Annotated in this window: 13 protein-coding genes and 1 pseudogene; 13 read left to right on the plus strand and 1 reads right to left on the minus strand. The window is 69.0% G+C overall.

Annotated features, from left to right (window positions below; genetic code table 11):
- The first annotated feature begins 144 nt into the window (after window positions 1–144).
- Window positions 145–2,067 (plus strand): sensor histidine kinase, encoded by a 1,923-nt coding sequence (locus tag M0765_RS10700; RefSeq protein ID WP_258508203.1) that lies wholly within the window; start codon window positions 145–147, stop codon window positions 2,065–2,067.
- Here the strand turns inward: M0765_RS10700 and M0765_RS10705 are convergent.
- Window positions 2,064–2,777 carry a YebC/PmpR family DNA-binding transcriptional regulator gene (locus M0765_RS10705; RefSeq protein ID WP_258503606.1) on the minus strand — a complete coding sequence of 238 codons (714 nt, stop codon included), beginning with the start codon at window positions 2,775–2,777 and terminating at the stop codon, window positions 2,064–2,066. The genes M0765_RS10700 and M0765_RS10705 overlap by 4 nt on opposite strands.
- Before the next feature lie 366 nt (window positions 2,778–3,143).
- Between M0765_RS10705 and M0765_RS10710 the strand changes: the two genes are divergently transcribed.
- The 12 genes and pseudogenes from M0765_RS10710 (at window position 3,144) to M0765_RS10765 (ending at window position 19,671) form a co-directional block, all read left to right on the plus strand.
- Window positions 3,144–3,524 carry a helicase SNF2 gene (locus M0765_RS10710; protein ID WP_126748835.1) on the plus strand — a complete coding sequence of 127 codons (381 nt, stop codon included), beginning with the start codon at window positions 3,144–3,146 and terminating at the stop codon, window positions 3,522–3,524.
- 150 nt (window positions 3,525–3,674) lie between these two features.
- Window positions 3,675–4,802, plus strand: coding sequence for a VWA domain-containing protein (locus tag M0765_RS10715; RefSeq protein ID WP_258503608.1), 1,128 nt, complete (start codon window positions 3,675–3,677; stop codon window positions 4,800–4,802).
- The gene (locus M0765_RS10720; protein WP_258503610.1) at window positions 4,802–6,871 is read left to right on the plus strand and encodes an SWIM zinc finger family protein; all 2,070 of its coding nucleotides are present in this window, start codon (window positions 4,802–4,804) and stop codon (window positions 6,869–6,871) included. The genes M0765_RS10715 and M0765_RS10720 overlap by 1 nt, the downstream gene beginning before the upstream one ends.
- A 94-nt stretch (window positions 6,872–6,965) precedes the next feature.
- A complete protein-coding gene (locus tag M0765_RS10725) occupies window positions 6,966–10,793 on the plus strand; it encodes a DUF4132 domain-containing protein (RefSeq protein WP_258503612.1) in 3,828 nt (1,275 codons plus the stop codon).
- Between the two features lie 21 nt (window positions 10,794–10,814).
- Complete coding sequence (locus tag M0765_RS10730; RefSeq protein WP_258503613.1) at window positions 10,815–11,420, plus strand: DUF6891 domain-containing protein; 606 nt, start codon at window positions 10,815–10,817, stop codon at window positions 11,418–11,420.
- Window positions 11,417–12,850 (plus strand): VanW family protein, encoded by a 1,434-nt coding sequence (locus tag M0765_RS10735; RefSeq protein WP_258503615.1) that lies wholly within the window; start codon window positions 11,417–11,419, stop codon window positions 12,848–12,850. The genes M0765_RS10730 and M0765_RS10735 overlap by 4 nt, the downstream gene beginning before the upstream one ends.
- Before the next feature lie 2 nt (window positions 12,851–12,852).
- Window positions 12,853–13,275: a glycosyltransferase gene (locus tag M0765_RS10740; RefSeq protein WP_258503616.1), complete on the plus strand. Its 423-nt coding sequence runs from the start codon at window positions 12,853–12,855 to the stop codon at window positions 13,273–13,275.
- Entirely contained in the window at window positions 13,272–14,393 is a 1,122-nt protein-coding gene (locus tag M0765_RS10745; protein WP_258503617.1) for an ATP-binding protein, read from the plus strand. The genes M0765_RS10740 and M0765_RS10745 overlap by 4 nt, the downstream gene beginning before the upstream one ends.
- Window positions 14,351–14,773: pseudogene (locus tag M0765_RS10750) on the plus strand (DUF5682 family protein); the annotation flags it as partial. The gene M0765_RS10745 and the pseudogene M0765_RS10750, both read left to right, overlap by 43 nt.
- A 112-nt stretch (window positions 14,774–14,885) precedes the next feature.
- Complete coding sequence (locus M0765_RS10755) at window positions 14,886–16,961, plus strand: DUF5682 family protein (RefSeq protein ID WP_258503618.1); 2,076 nt, start codon at window positions 14,886–14,888, stop codon at window positions 16,959–16,961.
- The gene (locus M0765_RS10760; RefSeq protein WP_258503619.1) at window positions 16,958–18,640 is read left to right on the plus strand and encodes an FxLYD domain-containing protein; all 1,683 of its coding nucleotides are present in this window, start codon (window positions 16,958–16,960) and stop codon (window positions 18,638–18,640) included. The genes M0765_RS10755 and M0765_RS10760 overlap by 4 nt, the downstream gene beginning before the upstream one ends.
- Window positions 18,641–18,684: 44 nt before the next feature.
- Window positions 18,685–19,671, plus strand: a complete 987-nt coding sequence (locus tag M0765_RS10765) for an LLM class flavin-dependent oxidoreductase (protein WP_126748833.1) — start codon at window positions 18,685–18,687, stop codon at window positions 19,669–19,671.
- The last annotated feature ends 28 nt before the right edge of the window (window positions 19,672–19,699 follow it).

The raw sequence follows: 19,699 nt of genomic DNA on the forward strand, positions 1-19,699 counted from the left end.
GTCCGTGAACTGCCATGGCCGCGCTGCGCCGGCCACGCGCCGATGAGTTCCACACACCCGCGCCGGTTGCGCGCGCGCCTCCTCGAGCATTTGTCCAGATACCGCTTCGCATCGTTCTGGGCGAACGCGGTGCTCGTCGTTTCCATGGCGCTGCTGGTGGCCATGGCGGCCTACTTCAGCGCGACCGACGCCGAGCATGAATCGGCGGTCCTGCACATGGTGCGGGCCGACTGGCAGGAGGAGGATGCGGCCGCGCCGCGCTTCAGCCCGTTGCCGCTTGCCGTGGATAGCAAGGCCCTTCCGCTCGCCTGGCAACCCGTCGAACTGCCTCGCGCGCTTCCCGCCGCCTTGCTGCGCCAGGCCGACGGCAGCGCATCCACAGGCGCAACCCGCATCACCTGGCTGCGGCTTTCAGCGCGCGAACTGCCCACCACGTCGGCACCGCTTGCGTTGTATGGCGCGCGCATCAAGACGGACGGCCCCATTGCGGTGTATGCCAACGGGCGGCTGGCCTACCGCGCGCAAGTGCAAGGCCTGCTGTGGAACAGCACCCGTACGCCGCTGTGGGTGTTGCTGGGCAAGGCGCCCGACGGCGAGCCGCTGGACGAGATCCTGCTTCGGATCGAGCACACGCGAACCGTGCAGGTGGCGGTTTCGTCGCTGTGGCTCGGCCCCGTCGAGGCGCTGGAAGTGCGCCATCGCATGCGGCAGTGGCTCCAGCAAGACCTGCCGGCCATGCTCAGCGCGGCCTTCATGGCCGTGGGCGTGTTCGCCCTGTTCGTGTGGTTCAGGCGCAGCCATGAAGTCGGCTACCTGCTCTTCTTCAACCTCGCGATCACTTCGTTCCTGCGGAGCCTGCATTTCTACGTGGCGGTCCCGATTGCCAACGACTGGTTCGCCTGGCTGACCGTCAACTCGCTGTTCTGGCTGGTGGCGGTGGTGCACTTCGCCTTGCGCCAGCTGCACGGCCGGCCGCTCAGGTGGCTGACCTTTGCGGTGGTCGCCTGGACGTTGCTGATCGGCGTGCTGACGCTGCCGGGCCCCGCCATATTGAGAAACACCCCGCAAGTCACGCCGCTGATCTACATCGGGGCGGCGTTGATGGGCGTGGCCGTGGCGCTGGTGGGCGGCATCAGCGCCTGGAAGCGTTCCGGCGAAGGGCGGCTGGTGGCTGTCGGCATCGGCGCCTGCGTGCTGCTGGGCGTGTCCGACTGGCTGCTGCAGAACAACTTCGTCAGCCCCGAAGGCTGGTACCTCGGCGCGTACACCAACGCAGTGACGTTCAGCGTGTTCGGAGTGCTGATGTACCGGCGCTACGTCAACGCCATTGCCGAGGTGGAGCGGGTCAACGCCGGCCTGGCCGAGCGCCTGCGCGCGCGCGAAGCCGAGCTGGAACGCAGCCACCAGCGGCTGCGCGAAGTCGAGAAGCTGCAGACCATCAGCGACGAGCGCCAGCGCCTGATGCAGGACATGCACGACGGCCTGGGCTCGTCGCTGATCAGCGCCATTCGCTCGGTGGAGAGCGGCGGCATGAGCGATGACAAGGTGTCGCAGGTACTCAAGAGCTGCCTGGACGACCTGAAGCTGACCATCGACTCGATGGAGCCGCTCGAGGACGACCTGCTGCTGTTGCTGGCCACGCTGCGCTACCGGCTGGGCCCCCGGCTCGAGAGCTCGGGTGTCGCCCTGCAGTGGAACGTGCAGGAGCTCCCTGCGCTGGACTGGCTCGACCCGACCAGCGCGCTGCACATATTGCGCATCGTGCAGGAGAGCATTGCCAACATCCTGCGCCACACTCGCGCCACCGAGATTCGAGTGGCCACCGCGGCGGATGCCTCAGGCGTGCAGGTCACCATCGAAGACAACGGCCACGGGTTCGATGTCGAAAAGGCGATGCGCGAGGCCGGAGGCCGCGGCATGCAGAACCAGCAGCGCCGGGCCCAGGTGGTCGGCGGCACCGTCTCCTGGCGCTCGGGGGCGGAGGGCACGCTTTTCAGCCTGTGGTTGCCTCTCAAGCGCGGAGGGCAGCCGGCCGGCGCAGCTTCCGCGGCCCCGCTCGGCGCCTAGCCCGCAAGGCCCACGAACACGTTCTGCACGTCGTCGTTCGCGTCGATGGCCGCCAGGAAGACTTCGACCTCTTCCAGGTGTTCGGCGCTGAGGCTGGCGGGATCTACCGGGTTCTTGGGCTTGTAGCCCAGCTTGGCCGAGAGCACGGTGAAGCCCTGGGCCGGCAGCGCGCGGCTGACGAGGTCGAGGTCGGTGGGGTCGGTCAGGAACACGGTGGCACCGTTGTCGCCGGCCGGCTCGAAATCTTGCGCACCGGCTTCGATGGCGGCCACTTCGGCGTCGGCGTCGGGCCGCGAAGGCTCGGCCTCGATCATGCCCAGATGGTCGAAATCCCAGGACACCGAGCCCGAGGTGCCCAGTTGGCCCTTGCGGAACAGCACGCGCATTTCCGGCGCGGTGCGGTTCACGTTGTCCGTGAGGCATTCGACCATCACAGGCACCTGGTGCGGCGCAAAGCCTTCATAGATCACATGCTCGAAATTCACCGCCTCGCCTGTGAGCCCGGCGCCTTTCTTGATGGCGCGGTCCAGCGTGTCCTTGGGCATCGAGACCTTGCGGGCCTGCTCCACCACCAGCCGCAGCCGTGCGTTCGAGGCCGGATCGGCGCCGCTGCGCGCGGCGATCATGATTTCCTTGGCCAGTTTTCCGAACAGCCGGCCCTTGGCATTGGCGGCCAGGTCCTTGTGCTTTGCTTTCCACTGTGCGCCCATGCTGATGCTCCTGTGTGTTGTGTGTACGGCCGTTGCCTTGCTCGGCGCTCGGCCGAGGGGCTGGACCGCCGGTTTGGGGCGACTACTTTAGCCGGAGCCCGCAGGCAGAGATTTTCTTCCAGGTAGCTCAGGTCTTGTGCCTCTTGGCGCTGCCATTGTTTCCGTTCTGTGAACGCCGAGGTTCCTTTTGATGAGGGTTTTTACTTAGAGAACGGCGCACAATTCATCTCACAGACCGGCCCCCAAGCCGATCTGGGTGAACAGGGCCCCGAGCGAGGTGGCCGCCCCCCGAAGGGACGGTGACCCACCCAAGACCGGTTCGAAATCATCCAAAGTCAAAACTGAACTGAATTGAAGGAAATCAAAATGAACGCCTCGAAGATCCTCTCCGCCGTTGCTGTTGCCCTCATGGCCGTTGCCGGTGCCGCCCACGCCGAAACCTATGAAGGCGTGCATCAACTGACCTCGGCCGCCAGCCGCGCCGAAGTCGCCAGCCAGGCCGTGGTTGCCGCGCACAGCGCCAACCCCTACGCCACCGGCGCCAACGCAGGCCCGGCTCAAGTGTTCGTCTCGTCGACCAGCCGCGATGCAGTCCGTGCCGACGCCGTTGCAGCCGCCCGCAGCGCTGATCCGTATGCCGAAGGCGCTTCCGCCGGCGTCGCACCCATCGTCGCCAGCACGGTGGACCGCGCCACGGTGCGTGCCGCAGCCCGCGCTGCTGCTCGCGGCGACTCGCTGCCGCTGTAATCCTCGGCGAGCGTCTGCTCCAGAAGCCGGCCATGCGAAAGCATGGGCCGGCTTTTCTTTCTGCCTTGGCGTACTTGGCCGTCTGATAAGCTGCCTGCGCTCCTCTCTTCCTGACCGTTCCTTCCACCTGTCCTTGCGAATGCATTGCGCATGTCGTCCGAAGAAACCCTGCGCCGCTGGCGCCTGATCCTCGGCCGCTATGCGGCGCAACCCCTGTCGCAGACGCAGTTCTCGGCGGGCGACTGGAAGCTCGACCAGGCCCTCGAATACCTCTACGGCCGCGAATACGAAGGCCGCGGCCTCGCCAGATCCAGCGGCGGCCCGGGGTCGCTCGACCCGAGCCAGTTGCGCGCGGTCGACTGGCTCAACCGCTCGCGCAGTCTCTTTCCGCAAGAGGTGTTCGAGCGCATGCAGACGCAGGCAATCGATCGCTACCAGCTGACCGACCTGCTCTCCGATCCGGCGGTGCTGCGCTCGCTCGACGCCACGCCCGGCCTCGCCAAGGCGCTGCTGGGCATGCGCGGACGGCTGTCGGGCCAGATGCGCGACGCGGTGCGCGAGGTGATCCAGAAGACCGTCGACGAGATCACGCGCAAGCTCAGGAACGACTTCGTCAACGCGCTGGTCGGCCGGCGCAACCGCATGCGGCGCTCGCACATCAAGAGCGCGCAGAACTTCGATGCGCGCGCCACCATCGCGGCCAACCTGAAGCACTACGACGTGGAGCGCAAGCAGCTCGTCATCGAACATCCGCGCTTCAACGCGCGCGTGAAGCGCAACCTGCCCTGGGACGTGGTGCTTTGCGTCGACCAGAGCGGCTCGATGATGGATTCGGTGATCTACAGCGCCGTCATTGCCGGCATCATGAGCTCGCTGCCCGCGGTGCGTGTGAAGCTGGTGGTGTTCGACACCAGCGTGGTCGATCTCACGCACCTGGCGCACGATCCGGTCGAGGTGCTGCTCACGGTGCAGCTCGGCGGCGGCACCGACATCGGCCGTGCGGTGGCGTATTGCGAGTCGCTGGTGGGCAACCCGCAGCGCACGGTGTTCGCGCTCATCAGCGACTTCATGGAAGGCGCCGCGCCCGGGCCGCTCCTGGCCGCGGTGCAGCGCATGGCTCAGGCGCGCGTCAAGCTGCTCGGGCTGGCCGCGCTCGACGAATCGGCCAACCCGGTGTACGACCGGCAAATGGCGCAGCGGCTGGCCGACAAGGGCATGCATGTGGCGGCCCTCACGCCCACGCATTTTGCGCAGTGGCTCGCGGAAGTGATGAACTGATGGCCTGGTACGACGGTTACCGCGCCTACGACGACGACACCCTGGCCACGCTCGCCAACCCCGGCCTGCTCCGGCGCGCCGCAAAGGACGTGGAGGCGGGCAAGGTCGCATGGGCGGAGCAGGGCGCGGAGGGCGGCGTGGTGGCGGCCGACGGCCAGCGCGTGCAGCTCGATGCGCGCGGCCCGCAGCAGGCGCGCTGCGACTGCCCCGCACCGGGCATCTGCAAACACATACTCGGCGCGGCGCTGTGGCTGCGCGCGTTGGAGCCGGCGGCGCCGGGCATCGCAGCCGGAGTGCCCTCGGCCGAGCAGGAAGAGAGACAGGCGCCGCCCGTTGCCGACCCGCTCGCGGAAATCCTCGCGCTCGATGCCGCGGCACTCTTCAAGGCCGCGGGCGCGGCGGCCGTGCGGCGCGCCGCAGCGGCTGCCAGCAGCGTCGTCGAATGGCGGGTGCAGGGCGGCACCCTCGTCATGGACTTGCCCGAGCTCGGCGCCTCATGCCGATGGGTGGCGGGTGCGGGCTATGCGGGCATGGTGTCCGAGGTACCTGCCGCGGAGCGCAAGGCGGTGCACCTGATCGCCATTGCGGCGCTGCGCAGCGCGCACGCGCAGCCCCTCGCATGGCCCGAGGGCGCGCGGCCCGCACCGGTCGAAGACACCGCGCGCCTCGGCGAGCGGGAGCGTGCGTTCCTGCTGCAGGTCGAATCGATGTTGGAAGAACTGCTCACGGGCGGCCTCTCGCATGTGAGCGAGCTGACGTCGGCGCGCCTCCTGGCACTCAACATGTCGGCGCGCGGCGAGGGCTTGCCGCGCCTGGCGGCCTTGCTGCGCAACCTTGGCGGCACGGTCGACCTGCTGGTGCGGCGCGACCACCGCGCCGAGGAGCGCGACGCCTTCGCGCTCATGGCGCGTATCCATGCGCTGTGCGCGGCGCTTGCGCGGGCCGAGGGCGAGCTCGCCGTGGCATTGCGCGGCCGGCTCAAGCGCGACTTCGACGAATCGGCCGCCCTCGACCTGCTGCCGCTCGGTGCCCATTGGTGGCAGACGCGTGGCGGCGCGCGCGGGCTCACCGTGGCGTTCTGGGACCTGGCCGGTGCGCGCGTGCTGCAGGCTTCGCTGGCCCGGCCCGACGGAAGCGACACGGCCTTCACGCGCAGCGGCGCATGGTCCGCCAACGCGCTGTGGTCCGGCGCGGGCGCCGCGCAAAACGTGTGCGAAGCCGCCTTGCGCCTCGAGCAACCCCGCCTCGCCGAAGACGGCCGCCTGGCGGTGGGCGGCGCCACGCGAGCGCAGCCCCTGCCCGCGTGGGCGGCCGACGATCCGCGGCTGAAGTCGATCGGCTGCGGCAACTGGTCCGAACTCGGCGAGCGCCTGCGCGGCGCCACCGGCCTTGCGGCCGAGCCTTTCGATGCGGTGCTGCTGCGGCCTTCCGACACGCGCGCGCCGGTGCTCGACGAAGCACAGCAGCGCCTCGACTGGCTGGTGCAGGACGACGCGGGCCAATGGCTGCGGCTTGGCATTCCCATTGGTCCGGAGCACCGGCAGCGCGTCGACAACCTCGACCGCCTCACCGCGCGCCGCGCGCCGGTGCACGGGGTGCTGGTGCGCATCGAGCGCTCCGCCGCGAGCACCGAACTCATGCCCATTGCCGTGCTGAGCAGCAATGCGAAGAAGGCGTTGCAGGCCGTGTCGCTCGACTTTGCCGACGAGGCCGCGCGCACCACGTCGCTGGCCAACCGGATCCTGCGCATGTTCGAGGCGCGGCAGCAGCAACGGCAGGCGGCGCCCGTGGGTTCGCCCACGCTGGCGGCGCGCCTGCTCGCGCCGGTGACCGAGGTGGCCGAGACGCAAGCCGCCACGGGGCGCATGGCGTTGACCGTGGCGCAGCGGCAGCGCCTGCACGATGCACTCGACCGCGCAGGCTCGGTCGGCCTGGAGGTGCTGTCGAGTGCGCTGCGCGCGCACCTTGCCGCGCCCGCCGCGGTGCCGTTGCTGAAGCTGGGCTTTCTGTGCCAGTTGCTTGGTGAACTCGACGGCTTGCCGGAGCAAAGAAAAGCGCAGCCGGCTTAGAACCTTTGGCTTCGGTTGTTTCCGCAGGCCGCGAGTTGGCCAAAGCGTCACGCCCAACTGCCAAAATCAGCCCCCAGGAGAACGAGGAGAACGCATGGGATTTCTGGACAAGATCTTGGGCGCCGTCACGGGCGGCGCCAGCCCCGCAGCCGCCAACGGCCTGACGCGCGAGCAGGCGCAGCTGTTGAAGCAGGCCTTCGAGCCGCTCGAAAAAGCAGGCAAGGAGCTGCCCGACAAGGCCGCCGCATTCCTCGTCGACGGCACGCAGGAAACCGTGCTGCTCGATCTGCAGGCTGCCAGGTCCTTCGAGCCCGGGCAACTGCTCGGAGACCCCGGCCGCCTGCGCTGGGGCTACAGCAACTACCAGAACAAGCCGCTGGAGAAGATCGGCAACCAGAGCCTCGAGCAGCGCGGCCGCTTCTACGCCAGCGTGAATGCCGGTGCGCCCCCGCTCGATGTGCTGGTGCGGCTGGGCAAGCTGCTTGCGGCGGCCGACGGCGGGCAATCGCTCGAGCATCCCGGCGCGCCGGTGCCGGAGTGGCTTCAGTACCTCGTCAACGACGCGGTGTTCGCGAGCTTCAACAAGAGCGGCTCCAGCAACGCCGCCGACCGCGATCTTGCCAAGCACCGGCCCGCGTGGAACGTGCATCTCATTGCCGCCCTGCTCGCGCACGAAGGGCTCGACCCGCACCTCGCGCTGCAGGAGGTCTTCGAGCGCAAGGGCCTGGACAGCTGGTACCACGACCGGCTCGACGGCCTGGTCGACGCCCCTGCCGTGGCCGACTACATGCGCAGCCAGCGCGAGGCCACCGAGGCATTGCCTGCAAAGCTGTCGGCCGCGGGCCGCGTTCTGCTGGCCAGGCGCATCGGCAAGGACAAGGCGCTCTTGAACGACTTTGCACCGCTCTTCGTGCGCCTGGCCATCGACGGCAGCAAGACGGTGCGCGCCGAGGCGACGCCGCACCTGGAGGGCATTGCCGAGGCGCAGCGGCTCGAACTCCTCGGGCAACTGCTGAAAGACGGCGACACCACCCAGCGGACGCAGGCCGCCGAACTGCTTGCGCGCCTGCCGGGCGACGCCGCGCGCGCGCTGCTCGACGCTGCGGCCGGCACCGAGACCAGCAAGGCCGTGCAGCAGGCCATCCGCTCGGCCATGTCGCGGCTCGACGCGGCGGGCGATGCGGGCGAGCTCGAATTGCCCGAGCCGCCGGCATGGCAGCCCTTCGAGGACATTCCGCTCGGTGAAGAGGCGGTGCAACTGCTCATTGCCAACCGACTCGAGCTGCTCGAGAAGAACCGCCTCGCGGCCGAGGCCGAGATCGAGGAGAACAAGGCCTCCAAGCAGACCTACAGGTACAAGTGGCGCCAGGACAACTACGCCGCCCACAAGAAGCTCACCGACGAGGACATGCGCGTGGCCGTGCGCGTGCTCAACGGGCAGGGCAGCAAGCACGACCAGAACCGCGTGAAGAACGGCCAACTGCACCAGGTGGTGGGTTTCGGCAATCGCCTGCAGTCCATGCCTGGGTTCGGCATGCCGCACCTGATCCGCTGGCTGGCCGTCTCCCGCCACTGGAGCAGCTTCTGGTTCGACGACGGCTTTCACAAATGGCTCGGGCGCCAGCCCGTGGGCTCGGTCGACCTGCGCGCGCTGGCCGAGTTGCTCCAGCGCTCCGGCATGCCGATCGACGATGTGGCCCACACCGCGCTCTACCAGTACTGGAACCAACCCACGGCGGTCGAGGTGCTGCCCGCCGACCGCGTGTGGCCCTTCTTCGCGGAGCACCCCGAGTACATCGACGAAGGCCTGGGCCTTGTCGCGCCGCCAAAGCGCGAAGGCCGCCAGACCCAGCTCGACCTGAACGCCACGCTGCGCACGCTGGCCATCTTTCCGACTGTGCAGGCACGCTGGCTGCCGCGCGTGATGGAACTGGCGCTCGGCGAAGGCAAGACGCACCGCGCCGCCGCGCAGAAGGCGCTGTCGATGTTGCCCGACATCGGCCGGCGCGTGGTCGAGTCGCTCGGCTCCACCAAGAGCGAGGTGCGCATCGAGGCCGCCAACTGGCTGGCCGAGCTCAAGTACGCCGATGCCGTGCCCGCCATTACCAAGGCGCTCGAGAAGGAAACCCGCGAGACCGTGCGTGCGGCCTATCTCACGGCGCTCGAGGCGCTGGGCGACGACATCTCCGCGCGCCTTGGGCCTGCGATTCTTCTGGCTGAAGCAAAGAAGGGCCTGAAGGCCAAGCCTCCGGCTGGCCTTGCGTGGTTCTCCCTCGACGCACTGCCCGCCTGCAAATGGCTGGACGGCAGCCCGGTGGAACCCGAGATCGTGCGCTGGTGGGTGGTGCTCGCCTGCAAGCTCAAGGAACCGGGCGGCAACGCGCTGCTCACGCGCTACCTCGGCCTGCTCGACGCAGCCAGTCGCCAGGCCGTCGGCAGTTTGGTGCTGCGCCAGTTCATTGCGCACGACACGCGCCACCCCACGCTCGACGAAGGCATTGCGCATGCCAACGCCAACGCGCCGCAGCGCTACCAGGGCAACCAGCAGCGCTACCAGAACGCGAAGGCCGAGCACAAGCAGTACTACGAAGCCGACTTCCAGAAGACGCAGGATCAGGTCTTCGAAGAGTGCAAGCGCGAGAAGATGAGCGAATACCTCGGCAGCGCGATCGGTGAAAAAGGCATCCTCGCCCTGACGGCCCACACACCGGGGCACGAGGTCGTCACGCTGCTGCAGCAGTACATGCGCGACCACTATCAGCGCCGGTCGCAGATCGAAGCCATGCTCGAAGGCGTGGCGCCGGGCAACGACCCCGTGGTGATCCAGCTGCTGCTGGGCCTATCGCGCCGCTACCGCACGGCCTCGGTCCAGGAGAAGGCGCGCGCGCTGGTGCAGCAGATTGCCGACCGCAACAGCTGGACGCAGGACCAGCTCGCCGACCGCACCATTCCCACCGCGGGCCTGGACGACACCGGCAAGCTCGAACTCGCGTACGGCGACCGCATCTTCACCATGGTGCTCGACGCCGCGATGAAGCCCGAACTGCGCAACCCCGAAGGCAAGGTCGTCAAGGCGCTGCCCGAGCCGCGCCAGAACGATGACCCCGCCCTCATCAAGGACGCGAAGGCCCAGTTCTCGACCAGCAAGAAAGAGCTCAAGCAGGTCATCGACCTGCAGACCGCGCGGCTGTTCGAGGCCATGTGCACGGGCCGCGTCTGGCCGCAGGCCGAGTGGCGCGAATACCTGCACCGGCACCCGATTGCCGGGCGGCTGATACAGCGGCTCGTGTGGCTCGAGCTGGACGCGGAAGGCGCGGTGCGCGGCAGCTTCCGCCCTACCGAGGACGGCAGCCTGATCGACACGCAGGACGACGAGGTCGAGCTCGCGGCCGACAGCCAGCTGCGCCTGGGCCATGCCTCGCTGGTGGACGAGGCCACGGCCGCCGCGTGGAACAAGCACTTCAAGGACTACAAGCTGGTGCCGCTCTTCGCCCAGATGACGCGCAAGCCGCCGGCTGTGGCGTTCATCGACGACAAGAGCCAGCCGGTGAGCGAGATCAACGACCGGCTGGGCTGGATCAGCGACACCTTCACGCTGCGCGGCAGCTTTGCCAAGCTCGGCTACCAGCGCGCGCAGGCCGAGGACGGCGGCTTCTTCTATCAGTACACCAAGGAATTCTCATCGGCCGGCGTGCGCGTGGCCATCGAGTTCTCGGGCAATACCCTGCCGGAGGAAAACGTGCCCGCAGCGCTCAAGACACTGGGCTTCGAGGACATGAAGACCCGCGGCTACAGCGACCGTGCGCTGCCGCTGTCGAGCGTGCCGCCGGTGCTGCTGGCCGAGGCCTATGCCGATTACCTGGCCATTGCCCAGGCCTGCGCCGGGTTCGATGCGGGCTGGGAAAAGAAGATGCCTTGGTAACCGTCGGCAATCCCAACACGCATGGCCCTCACACTCGACCCTGAAGATACGCGCGCACGCATCCACGAGCTCGTGTGGTGCGGCTTTTATCCCGATGCCGACGTCGAGTGGCTGATCACCGACGAGTATCTCGACCCGGACGAGCTCACGGGCGAGGACCGCGCCTGGGTCAAGGCCGAGGCCGCGCGCATCTGCGCCGCCAAGCGTGCCGACGAGGCCCGGTGGCCCGAGCAGACGGAGTACGACCGCCTCGAAGCCGTGTTCGCCCAGTTGCGCAGCGAAAAGATCATTGCCCTGCACCGCGCCGGCAACACGCTGTCCGACGGCCATGACGATGTGCGCGAACAGTGGCGCGCCGCGGGGCGCCTGGAATCGGGCACTCGCGGCTGCTGCTTCTATCACTCGCAGGACCTGGACTCTGCGGTGCGCACCGGCCGCATGCACCTGGCGTTCAGCGGCGGCATGATCCCGGAGATCGAACAGCGCGAGGCCAACACCGTCGCCATCGGCCACCGCATCGTCGAGCTGTTGCGCGCGGCCGGTTTCGAGGCCCGCTGGAACGGCGACGTCAGCCAGCGTATCGAAGCCGACCTGGGCCAGTGGCGCAAGCGAGGCCCCTCGGTGTGAGCGCCGAAGTCTGGCAGCCGCCGCGCCGCATCGACGCTGTCGATTTCTGGCTGCGCTCCAGGCTGCTGGCTACGGCTCATGCATTGCGCGAGGCGCTGCGGCCTTCGGCACGGCGTTGGCCTGGCGGCACTCAGGCCCTGGCCGATGCGCCCGTGCTGGCGCAGTACCGCACCGCGCTCTGGTCCGACGGCCGCGATGACGAATTCCCTCTGGTGGCCGGCAAGGTGCAGAACCTGCGCGTGGCGCGCCGCGCTTTCGACGCTGTCGAGGTGCCGGCCGGCGAGGTGCTGAGCTTCTGGCGCCAGCTGGGCCGGCCGGGCGCAGGGCGCGGCTTCGTGGCGGGCCGGGAGCTGCGTGCGGGTTGCGTGGTGCCTACGCTGGCCGGCGGCCTTTGCCAGCTGTCCAACGCGCTTGCCACCGCCGCGGCGCGTGCGGGCCTTGAGCTCGTGGAGCGGCATGGCCATACGGCGCGGGTCGAGCAGGCGGCCGAAGCCGCGGACGATGCAGTCGACGCAACGGTGTTCTGGAACTACGTCGACCTGAAGGTGCGCGCCAGGCATGACTGGCGGCTCGAGGTGGAGCTGACCGCCACCGAGCTGGTGCTGCGCATTCGTGCGCGTTCGTCCCTGGCGGTGCCGGTGGCGCCGCCCGGCATGCCGAGGGTGGTGCGAAAGGGCGCCAGCCAGGCGCTGCCGATGGCACGCGGCTGCCTGAGTTGCGAGCAGACGGATTGCTTTCGCCATCGGCCATCGCCCCTGGTTGCACAGCAAGGGCGCACGGCTGTGCTGCTCGATGCCGTCACGCCCGAATTTGCGCGCTACCTGGACGCACACCATGCCGGTGCAGACCGCATGCAGCCGGTGCCGATGCGGCTCGCTTTCTGGCGGCCGCTGCCAGCCGCCCTTCGGCCGGACGGCTCCGCGGCGATCCGCCCTTGGTGGACGAGCCTGCGCCGCGCACTGTGGCAGCGGCTCTGGGCGCGCCACGCAGGCCGGCGGCAGGCCAGCCTGATCGATGGCCAGCGCTGGCTGGCGCTTGCCTTTGCCGCGCGCCTGAAACCCGAACACACGCAACTGGTGGTGGACCAGGCCTTGCTCCCGCACCTTCAGCAGACCGGCGCACTCGACGGCCGCCGCATCACGGTGCTGGCCGGCGCCTTGCCAATGGCGGAGATCGAACGGCGGCTCGATGCGGCCGCACGCCAATGGCCCGAAGACGCCACGCTGCGCGACTTCGCGCCGCGCCCGCGCTGGTGCGGGCCGAGGGTGCCGCGTTGGCGCGGGCGGCGGCGTTGGTTACGCCGCATGCGGAAACCGCGGACCACCTGTCCCTTGCTGCACCGCAGGCCTCGGTGGTGCGGCTCGACTGGGTGCAACCGGCCGTGCAATCCAACGCACAACCTGTTGCTACGAGCGATGAACCGCCGCTGATCGTGTTTGCCGCGAGTTCGCTTGCCCGCAAGGGCGCGCGCGAACTGGCTGCCGCGCTTCAGGGTTGGCCCTGCCGCCTGCGCGTGCTGGGCTCGCCCTCGGGAGACACGCAAATGTGGCGCGGCATCGACCGCGTCGACCATATGGACTGGCGCGGCGGCGACTGGCTCCGCGGCGCTTGCGTGGTCGTGCTGCCAGCCCATGTCGAGCATGCGCCGCGCGCGCTCCTCCGCGCCCTGGCGGCCCATGTGCCGGTCGTGGCCTCGACCGCCTGCGGCCTTGCAGGTCTTGCGGGCGTGCGCCAGGTCAGGGCGGGAGACGTGGAAGGCCTGCGCGCTGCGCTGCGTGCCTCGATCGCCACCGCACCAGCGGCTACGATCACCCACGCCGACCTACAGAAGCAACCAGCAGCAACACCATCATGAGCACCGGCACATCACCGTCTTCTTCCCCTGCAACGCAGGCCGTGCGCCTGGCCCCGGAGGCGCGCTATGCGGACGAGCTTGCGCGCCTGCATGCGGCCGACACCGATGCGCGGCCCACCGGATGGAAGCTCTCGCCGCGCGCGGTGCGGCGCTTCATCCTCGGCGACGAGAAGCTGCAGGTGAGCCGCAAGTTCTACGGCGACGATCCGCTGGTGGACCGCGCCATCGTCACGCTCATGGGCCACCAGGGCCTGATGCTGGTGGGCGAGCCGGGCACCGCCAAGTCGCTGCTCTCGGAACTGCTCGCGGCCGCCATCAGCGGCGATTCGGGGCTCACGGTGCAGGGCACGGCCGGCACCACCGAAGACCACATCAAGTACAGCTGGAACTACGCGCTGCTGCTGGCCGAGGGGCCGAGCCAGCGCGCGCTGGTGCCTTCTCCGCTCTACCAGGCCATGCGCGCGGGCAAGCTGGTGCGCTTCGAGGAAATCACGCGCTGCCCGCCCGAGATCCAGGACGTGCTGATTTCGCTGATGAGCGACAAGCAGCTCATGATTCCGGAGCTGGGCGACGATGCCCGGCTCTATGCACAGCGCGGCTTCAACATCATTGCCACGGCCAACCTGCGCGACCGCGGCGTGCACGAGATGTCGTCCGCGCTCAAGCGCCGCTTCAACTTCGAAACGGTAAAGCCCATCCGCGACCATTCGTTCGAGGTCGAGCTGGTGATGGCCCAGTTGAAGCGCGAACTCGACGGCGGCGGCGAATCGCCGGTCGATGTGCCGCGCGACGTGGTGGCGCTGCTGGTCACCACCTTCCAGGAACTGCGCTCGGGCCAGACGCAGGATGGCACCGCCATCAAGGGCCTCGATGCCGTCATGTCCACCGCGGAGGCCGTGAACGTGGCTTATGCGGCGGCCCTGCAGGCGCGCCATTTCAACGGCGGCCAGCTCACTGCGCGCGAGATCGCGGGCCAGCTGCAAGGGGTGGTTCTGAAGGACAGCACCGACGACGTGAAGCGCGTGCGCCACTACTTCGACACGGTGGTGCGCGAACGCGGCAAGCGCGAGGCGCAATGGAAGACCTTTCACGACGCGGCGCGCGCGCTGTGGCAGTAGCTGCGGAAGCCAGCAGCGTTCTGCCTGCGGCGCTGGAAGCCGCGCGCGGCCGGCTGTTCGGCGAGGATGGCGAGGGCGTGTTCTTCGTGCCCGTGAGGCACCACAGCCCGGCCTGCGCATTCGCATTGAGGGCGCTGCTGCGCGAGATCAGGCCGGCGGCTGTGCTGGTCGAAGGACCGGACGACCTGAACGCCCTGCTGCCGCTGCTGCAGCACGCACGGACCAAGGCTCCCGTTGCATGGCTGTGCCAGAGCACCCGGCAGGTGCCGGTCGACGACCCCGACTCGGAAGAGAAGACGCGCACGGAATCGCGTGCGTCGTTCTTTCCGTTTTGCGACTACAGCCCCGAGTGGATTGCCGTGCGCGAAGGCGCGGCGCTCGGCGCACGCCTGGGGCTGATCGATCTTCCCTGGAGCGACAAGGCCTGGCATCGCGACGAAGGCGAGGAAGGCGAAGGGCGAGGGCGATGCACGCGACACAGCGCGCAGCCTGATGGAAGAGCGCCATTTCGCACACAGCCGCTACCTGAACGCCATGGCCGCCCAGCTCGGCTGCGTCGACCACCAGGAGCTGTGGGATCGGCTGTTCGAACTGCGCACGTCGGCCGCTCTCGGCGACTGGCGCGCTTTCTTCTCCGACGTGTTCAGCTGGTGCGCGATGGCGCGGCTCGACTACGAGCCCGAGGTGCTCGAGGCCGAGCTGAGCCTGCCGCGGGAGCGCCACATGGCGGCGCACATCCGCCGCTGGCGCAACGAGGTCGAGGGGCCGATCGTGGTCGTCACCGGCGGCTTCCACACGCTCGAGCTGGTCAACCGGTGGCAGAAGGCCAAGCCCTCGAAGGCGCCCGCCGGCAAGGACGCACCGGACAACGCATGGCTGATCCGCTACAGCTTCGAGCGGCTCGACGCGCTCAACGGCTATGCCTCGGGCATGCCGTCGCCCGGCTATTACCAGCAGGTGTGGGAACGCCTCGAAGCCGGCGAGGCCGATCCCTTCACCGCGGTGGCGCTCGACAGCCTCACCCGCTTTGCGCGCCAGACCCGCGCGCAGGACCATGCCGATGCGGTGTCCACCGCGCTCGTGCAGGCCGCCGCCGCGCAGGCCATGCGGCTTGCGGCGCTGCGCGGCAATGCCGGTCCCGGCCGGCAGGACCTGCTCGATGCGATCCGCTCCTGCTTCATCAAGGGCGCCATCGACGAAGGCACACGTGGCTTTACCGCCGACCTGCGCTCCTTTCTGAGCGGCACGCGCATCGGCGACGTGCCGCCTTCGGCAGGCTCGCCCCCGCTGATCGAGGATGCGCGCAGGCTCGCCCGCCAGGCCGGCGTGCGGCTGGACGACAGCACCGCGCGCGTGGCGCGGCTGGACCTTTATCGCAAGCCTTCGCACCGCGAGCGCAGCCGCTTCTTCCATGCCATGGCGTACCTCGACGCGGGGCTGGGCACCTGGCTCGCGGGGCCGGATTTTCTTGGCAACAGCCGCTTGCACCTGCTGTTCGAAGAGTGGCGTGCCGCCTGGTCGCCGCTGGTGGAGGCCCGGCTCATCGAGCTGGCGGCCGAAGGCGCAAGCGTGGGGGCCGTTTGCATGGCCAAGCTGCGCAAGGAAGAAGCCGCGCTTTCCGACCAGGGCCGCGGACGCAGCGCGAGCGCGGCCGTGGCGCTGTTGATGCGCGCCTGCCTGGTCGGTCTGCAGTCGCGCCTTCCCCAGCTGCTGTCGATGCTGTCCACGCACCTCGACGAAGATGCCTCGCTCGGCTCGGTGGTCGAGTGCGGGCACCGGCTCGTCACGCTCTGGCGTGCGCGGGAGCCGCTGGGCGTGCAACAGCATCCGCAGCTGCGCAGCCTGCTGGAGCGAGTGTGGCCCGCGGCGCTGTTCCTGCTGCCCGATGTGGGCGGTTGCCCCGAAGAGGGTGAGACGGGCGCGGTGAAGCAACTGCTTTCACTGCGCGAGCTTGGGCGCCTGCTGGCCTCGCTGCAAGCCGAACTGGGGGAAGCCGGCGACGGTGCCATCGACCTCGACCTGCTGCGAACGCAGCTCGAACGATTCGCGACCGGCGCATCGGTAGCGCCCGCCGTGGCGGGCGCTGCTTCGGCCCTGCTGTACCTTGACGGGCACTGGGACGAGAACGCGCTCGACACCGTGGTGCGCCGGCGCTTCGGCGCGGGCGCAGAGCCGCGCGAAGCGGTGCGTTTTCTCAACGGGGTAATGGCCGCGGCGCCTGAACTGCTGCTGCGCCTGCCTGCGCTGCTCGAAGGCCTCGACGGCCTGGTGCAGGGCTGGGACGCCGAAGCCTTTGTGGCGCATCTGCCCGATCTGCGGCAGGCCTTCACGCGCCTCAAGCCGCAGGAGACCTCCGACCTGGCCGGCCGCGTTGCCGCGCTGCACGGCATGGGCGAAGCAGAGGGCGATGCGCTCTACCAGATGCACTACGAAACCACCGAACAAGACCTGCACGAAGGCGCACAGCTGCAGCTCGCGCTGGCCGAGTGCATGCGCCGCGACGGGCTTGCCGCGTGGCTGGCCGCCTCGGAGCACAAGAAGAACAACAACATCGAAAGCGCGTCATGACCATCGATCTCCAGACGCTCAAGTGCGGCGAATGCGGCAGCAACGCGCTCAAGCGCACCGGCCTGAACCAGTACGCCTGCCAGCACTGCGGCTCGGTGACGCTGGTGGAGGACAACGTTTCCGACCGGCTCGACCGCGTGCTCGAACAGGTCAAGAACGAGGCCGGGCGCCGGCTCGCGGCCGACGAGGTGCAGCGGCGCAAGGCCATGCTGCGCAATGCCGGCATCGGCGTGGCCGTCGTGGCGGTTGTGCTGCTGGTGAGCGCGGTGATCGGAATGCTGGCCGGCCCGCGGCCATCGACAAACGCTTCCGCGGCACGGCCCGTGGTTGCGCCGCCGGTTGATAGAACCATTCCGACGGACGGCCTGAAGCTCGGCGAGCCGCGCCAGGTGCTGGTGGGCGGCGGCAGCTCGGCCGTGCCCAAGCTGCTGGTGGTGGCGCGCAACGACACGGGCAAGCCGCTCGCACGTGCCGGCATCAAGGCCGTGTACTACGACGGCGACAACCGCGTTGAAGAGCGCACCGAGACGTTGCCGGTTTCCGTGCTCGAGCCGGGCGAGAGCGTGCCGGCGCTCATCGACATGCCGAGCGGCAAGAACGTCACGCGCCAGGAACTGACCGTGCAGAAGCTGGCCGAACCCTACAAGGCTGTGCAAGGCGAGCGCATGACCTTTGCGCGCGTGCGGCTGGTGCAGCAGGCCGAGCGGGTGCGGCTGGTGGGGCGCATCGTCAACGCGCGCAAGGATGCGGCCATGCTCTCCGGCATCGACGTGCTGGCCACGCTGTACGACGACGCGGGGCAGGTGATCGGTTTGGGCCACGGCTATGCGCAAGCCAACGAGCTCAAGCCCGGCGCGCAGACCTCGGTGGACCTGAGCATTGCCCGCTTCGGCCGTGCGGCGGCCATTGCGGCCTGGGACTACCGCATCGGCTACAACACCGTCGATGCCGGCGGCTCGCGCACCGCAGTACTCAACGCCGAGCGGCTGGTGCGCGCCGCGGGAGCGCCGGAAAGCTTCAACCCCGACCTGCGCCTGAGCACCGAAGACCTGCTGGCCGAGGACAGCGAGCGCTTCGATGCGAATCAGCTGGAACTGCTGCCGCTGGTGGCGGGGCGCAGCAACATCCAGCGGCCGCTGTTCCTGACCGAGCTGGTGAACCGAAGCGCCGACGCGGTGGTGGTGGCGCCGGGCGGCGTGATCTCGCGCTTTGGCGGCAGCAAGGCCGACGGCACCACCGCCATTGCGGGGCTGGCCTACCTGTACCCGGGCGAGCGGTTTCCCATATTGCTGGAGCCGAACGCCGTGGAGCGCATCACCCAGACCCGAGTCGAGTGGAAGCCGATGCGCCGCGCCGCGCTGCCGGGCCCGCGCGCACCGCTGGAGGTGCAGGTCACGGGCACCAAGGCCGAGACGGGCAGCGTGCTGCTCAACTTCAGCCAGCGCTTCACTTACAAGAGCGTGGAGGTCACGGGCACGGTGAAGAACCCGGGCAACAACGTGGTCGGCAAGGTGCGCCTGTGGGTGAGTCTGCGCGACCGCAACGGGCAGCTCACCGGCTTCAGGCAGGTGCAGAACCTGCCGGCCATTGCGCCGGGCGAGAGCGTGCCGTTCCAGGTGGACGTGGAGCAGAACGGGCGGGATTTTGCGAGCGTTTCGACGCTATACCAAACCGAATAGCCCCGCCGCGGCGGCGTTGAGCGGTTCGCGCCATGATGGCGCCCATGATTCCGTTCTCGATCCTCGACCTCTCCCCGATCACCGAGGGCAGCGACGCCGCGCAGTCGTTCCGCAACTCGCTCTCGCTTGCGCAGCACGGCGAAAAGCTGGGCTACACGCGCTACTGGCTGGCGGAGCACCACGGCATGCCGGGTATTGCGAGCGCCGCGACCGCGGTGCTGCTGTCGTACATCGGCGCGGGCACCTCGACCATCCGCATCGGCGCCGGCGGCGTGATGCTGCCGAACCATTCGCCGCTGGTGATTGCCGAGCAGTTCGGCACGCTGGAGTCGCTGTACCCGGGGCGCATCGACCTTGGCCTGGGCCGCGCGCCCGGCTCCGACCAGCGCACCGCGCGTGCGCTGCGCCGCAATCTCGAGTCCGACGCCGACCGCTTTCCGCAGGACGTGGTCGAGCTGATGGATTTCATGTCCAAGGAACCGCAGCAGCCCGTGCGCGCGGTGCCCGGCGCGGGGCTCGAGGTGCCGGTGTGGATTCTGGGCTCGAGCACCTTCGGCGCCCAGCTGGCCGCGCACCTGGGCCTGCCCTATGCGTTTGCCTCGCACTTTGCGCCGCAGCAGCTCATGCAGGCGATCCAGATCTACCGCGAGACCTTCAAGCCTTCGGCCCAGTTGCAGAAGCCGTACGTGATGCTGGGCTTCAACGTGTTCGTGGCCGATACCGATGAAGAGGCCGAGTTCCGCGCCACCTCATGGCAGCAGGCCTTCGTGAACCTGCGCAGCGGCCGGCCGGGACGCCTGCCGCCGCCTGTCGAGAACTACCGGCAGAAGGTGGGCCCGGCGGAGAACGCGCTGCTCGATTCGGTGCTGTCGTGCTCGGCCGTGGGTTCGCCCGCCAGGGTGCGCGAAGGCGTACAGGCCTTCATCGAGCGCACCGGCGCCGACGAGCTGATGATCACCTCGCAGGTGTTCGACCACGTGGCGCGGCTGCGCTCGTACGAGCTGCTGGCCGGCTTGCGCAGCCAGGGCTGATTTCCCCCACGCCGCCCGCCCCGGCGCG

The organism is Variovorax sp. S12S4, assembly GCF_023195515.1.
Lineage (GTDB): Bacteria > Pseudomonadota > Gammaproteobacteria > Burkholderiales > Burkholderiaceae_C > Variovorax.

Excerpts from the sequence above, each read along its gene's own strand:
- M0765_RS10700 (WP_258508203.1), top strand. The coding sequence starts at position 145 with ATGGCGCTGCTGGTGGCCATGGCGGCCTACTTCAGCGCGACCGACGCC.
- M0765_RS10705 (WP_258503606.1), bottom strand. The coding sequence starts at position 2,777 with ATGGGCGCACAGTGGAAAGCAAAGCACAAGGACCTGGCCGCCAATGCC.
- M0765_RS10710 (WP_126748835.1), top strand. The coding sequence starts at position 3,144 with ATGAACGCCTCGAAGATCCTCTCCGCCGTTGCTGTTGCCCTCATGGCC.
- M0765_RS10715 (WP_258503608.1), top strand. The coding sequence starts at position 3,675 with ATGTCGTCCGAAGAAACCCTGCGCCGCTGGCGCCTGATCCTCGGCCGC.
- M0765_RS10720 (WP_258503610.1), top strand. The coding sequence starts at position 4,802 with ATGGCCTGGTACGACGGTTACCGCGCCTACGACGACGACACCCTGGCC.
- M0765_RS10725 (WP_258503612.1), top strand. The coding sequence starts at position 6,966 with ATGGGATTTCTGGACAAGATCTTGGGCGCCGTCACGGGCGGCGCCAGC.
- M0765_RS10730 (WP_258503613.1), top strand. The coding sequence starts at position 10,815 with ATGGCCCTCACACTCGACCCTGAAGATACGCGCGCACGCATCCACGAG.
- M0765_RS10745 (WP_258503617.1), top strand. The coding sequence starts at position 13,272 with ATGAGCACCGGCACATCACCGTCTTCTTCCCCTGCAACGCAGGCCGTG.
- M0765_RS10755 (WP_258503618.1), top strand. The coding sequence starts at position 14,886 with ATGGAAGAGCGCCATTTCGCACACAGCCGCTACCTGAACGCCATGGCC.
- M0765_RS10760 (WP_258503619.1), top strand. The coding sequence starts at position 16,958 with ATGACCATCGATCTCCAGACGCTCAAGTGCGGCGAATGCGGCAGCAAC.
- M0765_RS10765 (WP_126748833.1), top strand. The coding sequence starts at position 18,685 with ATGATTCCGTTCTCGATCCTCGACCTCTCCCCGATCACCGAGGGCAGC.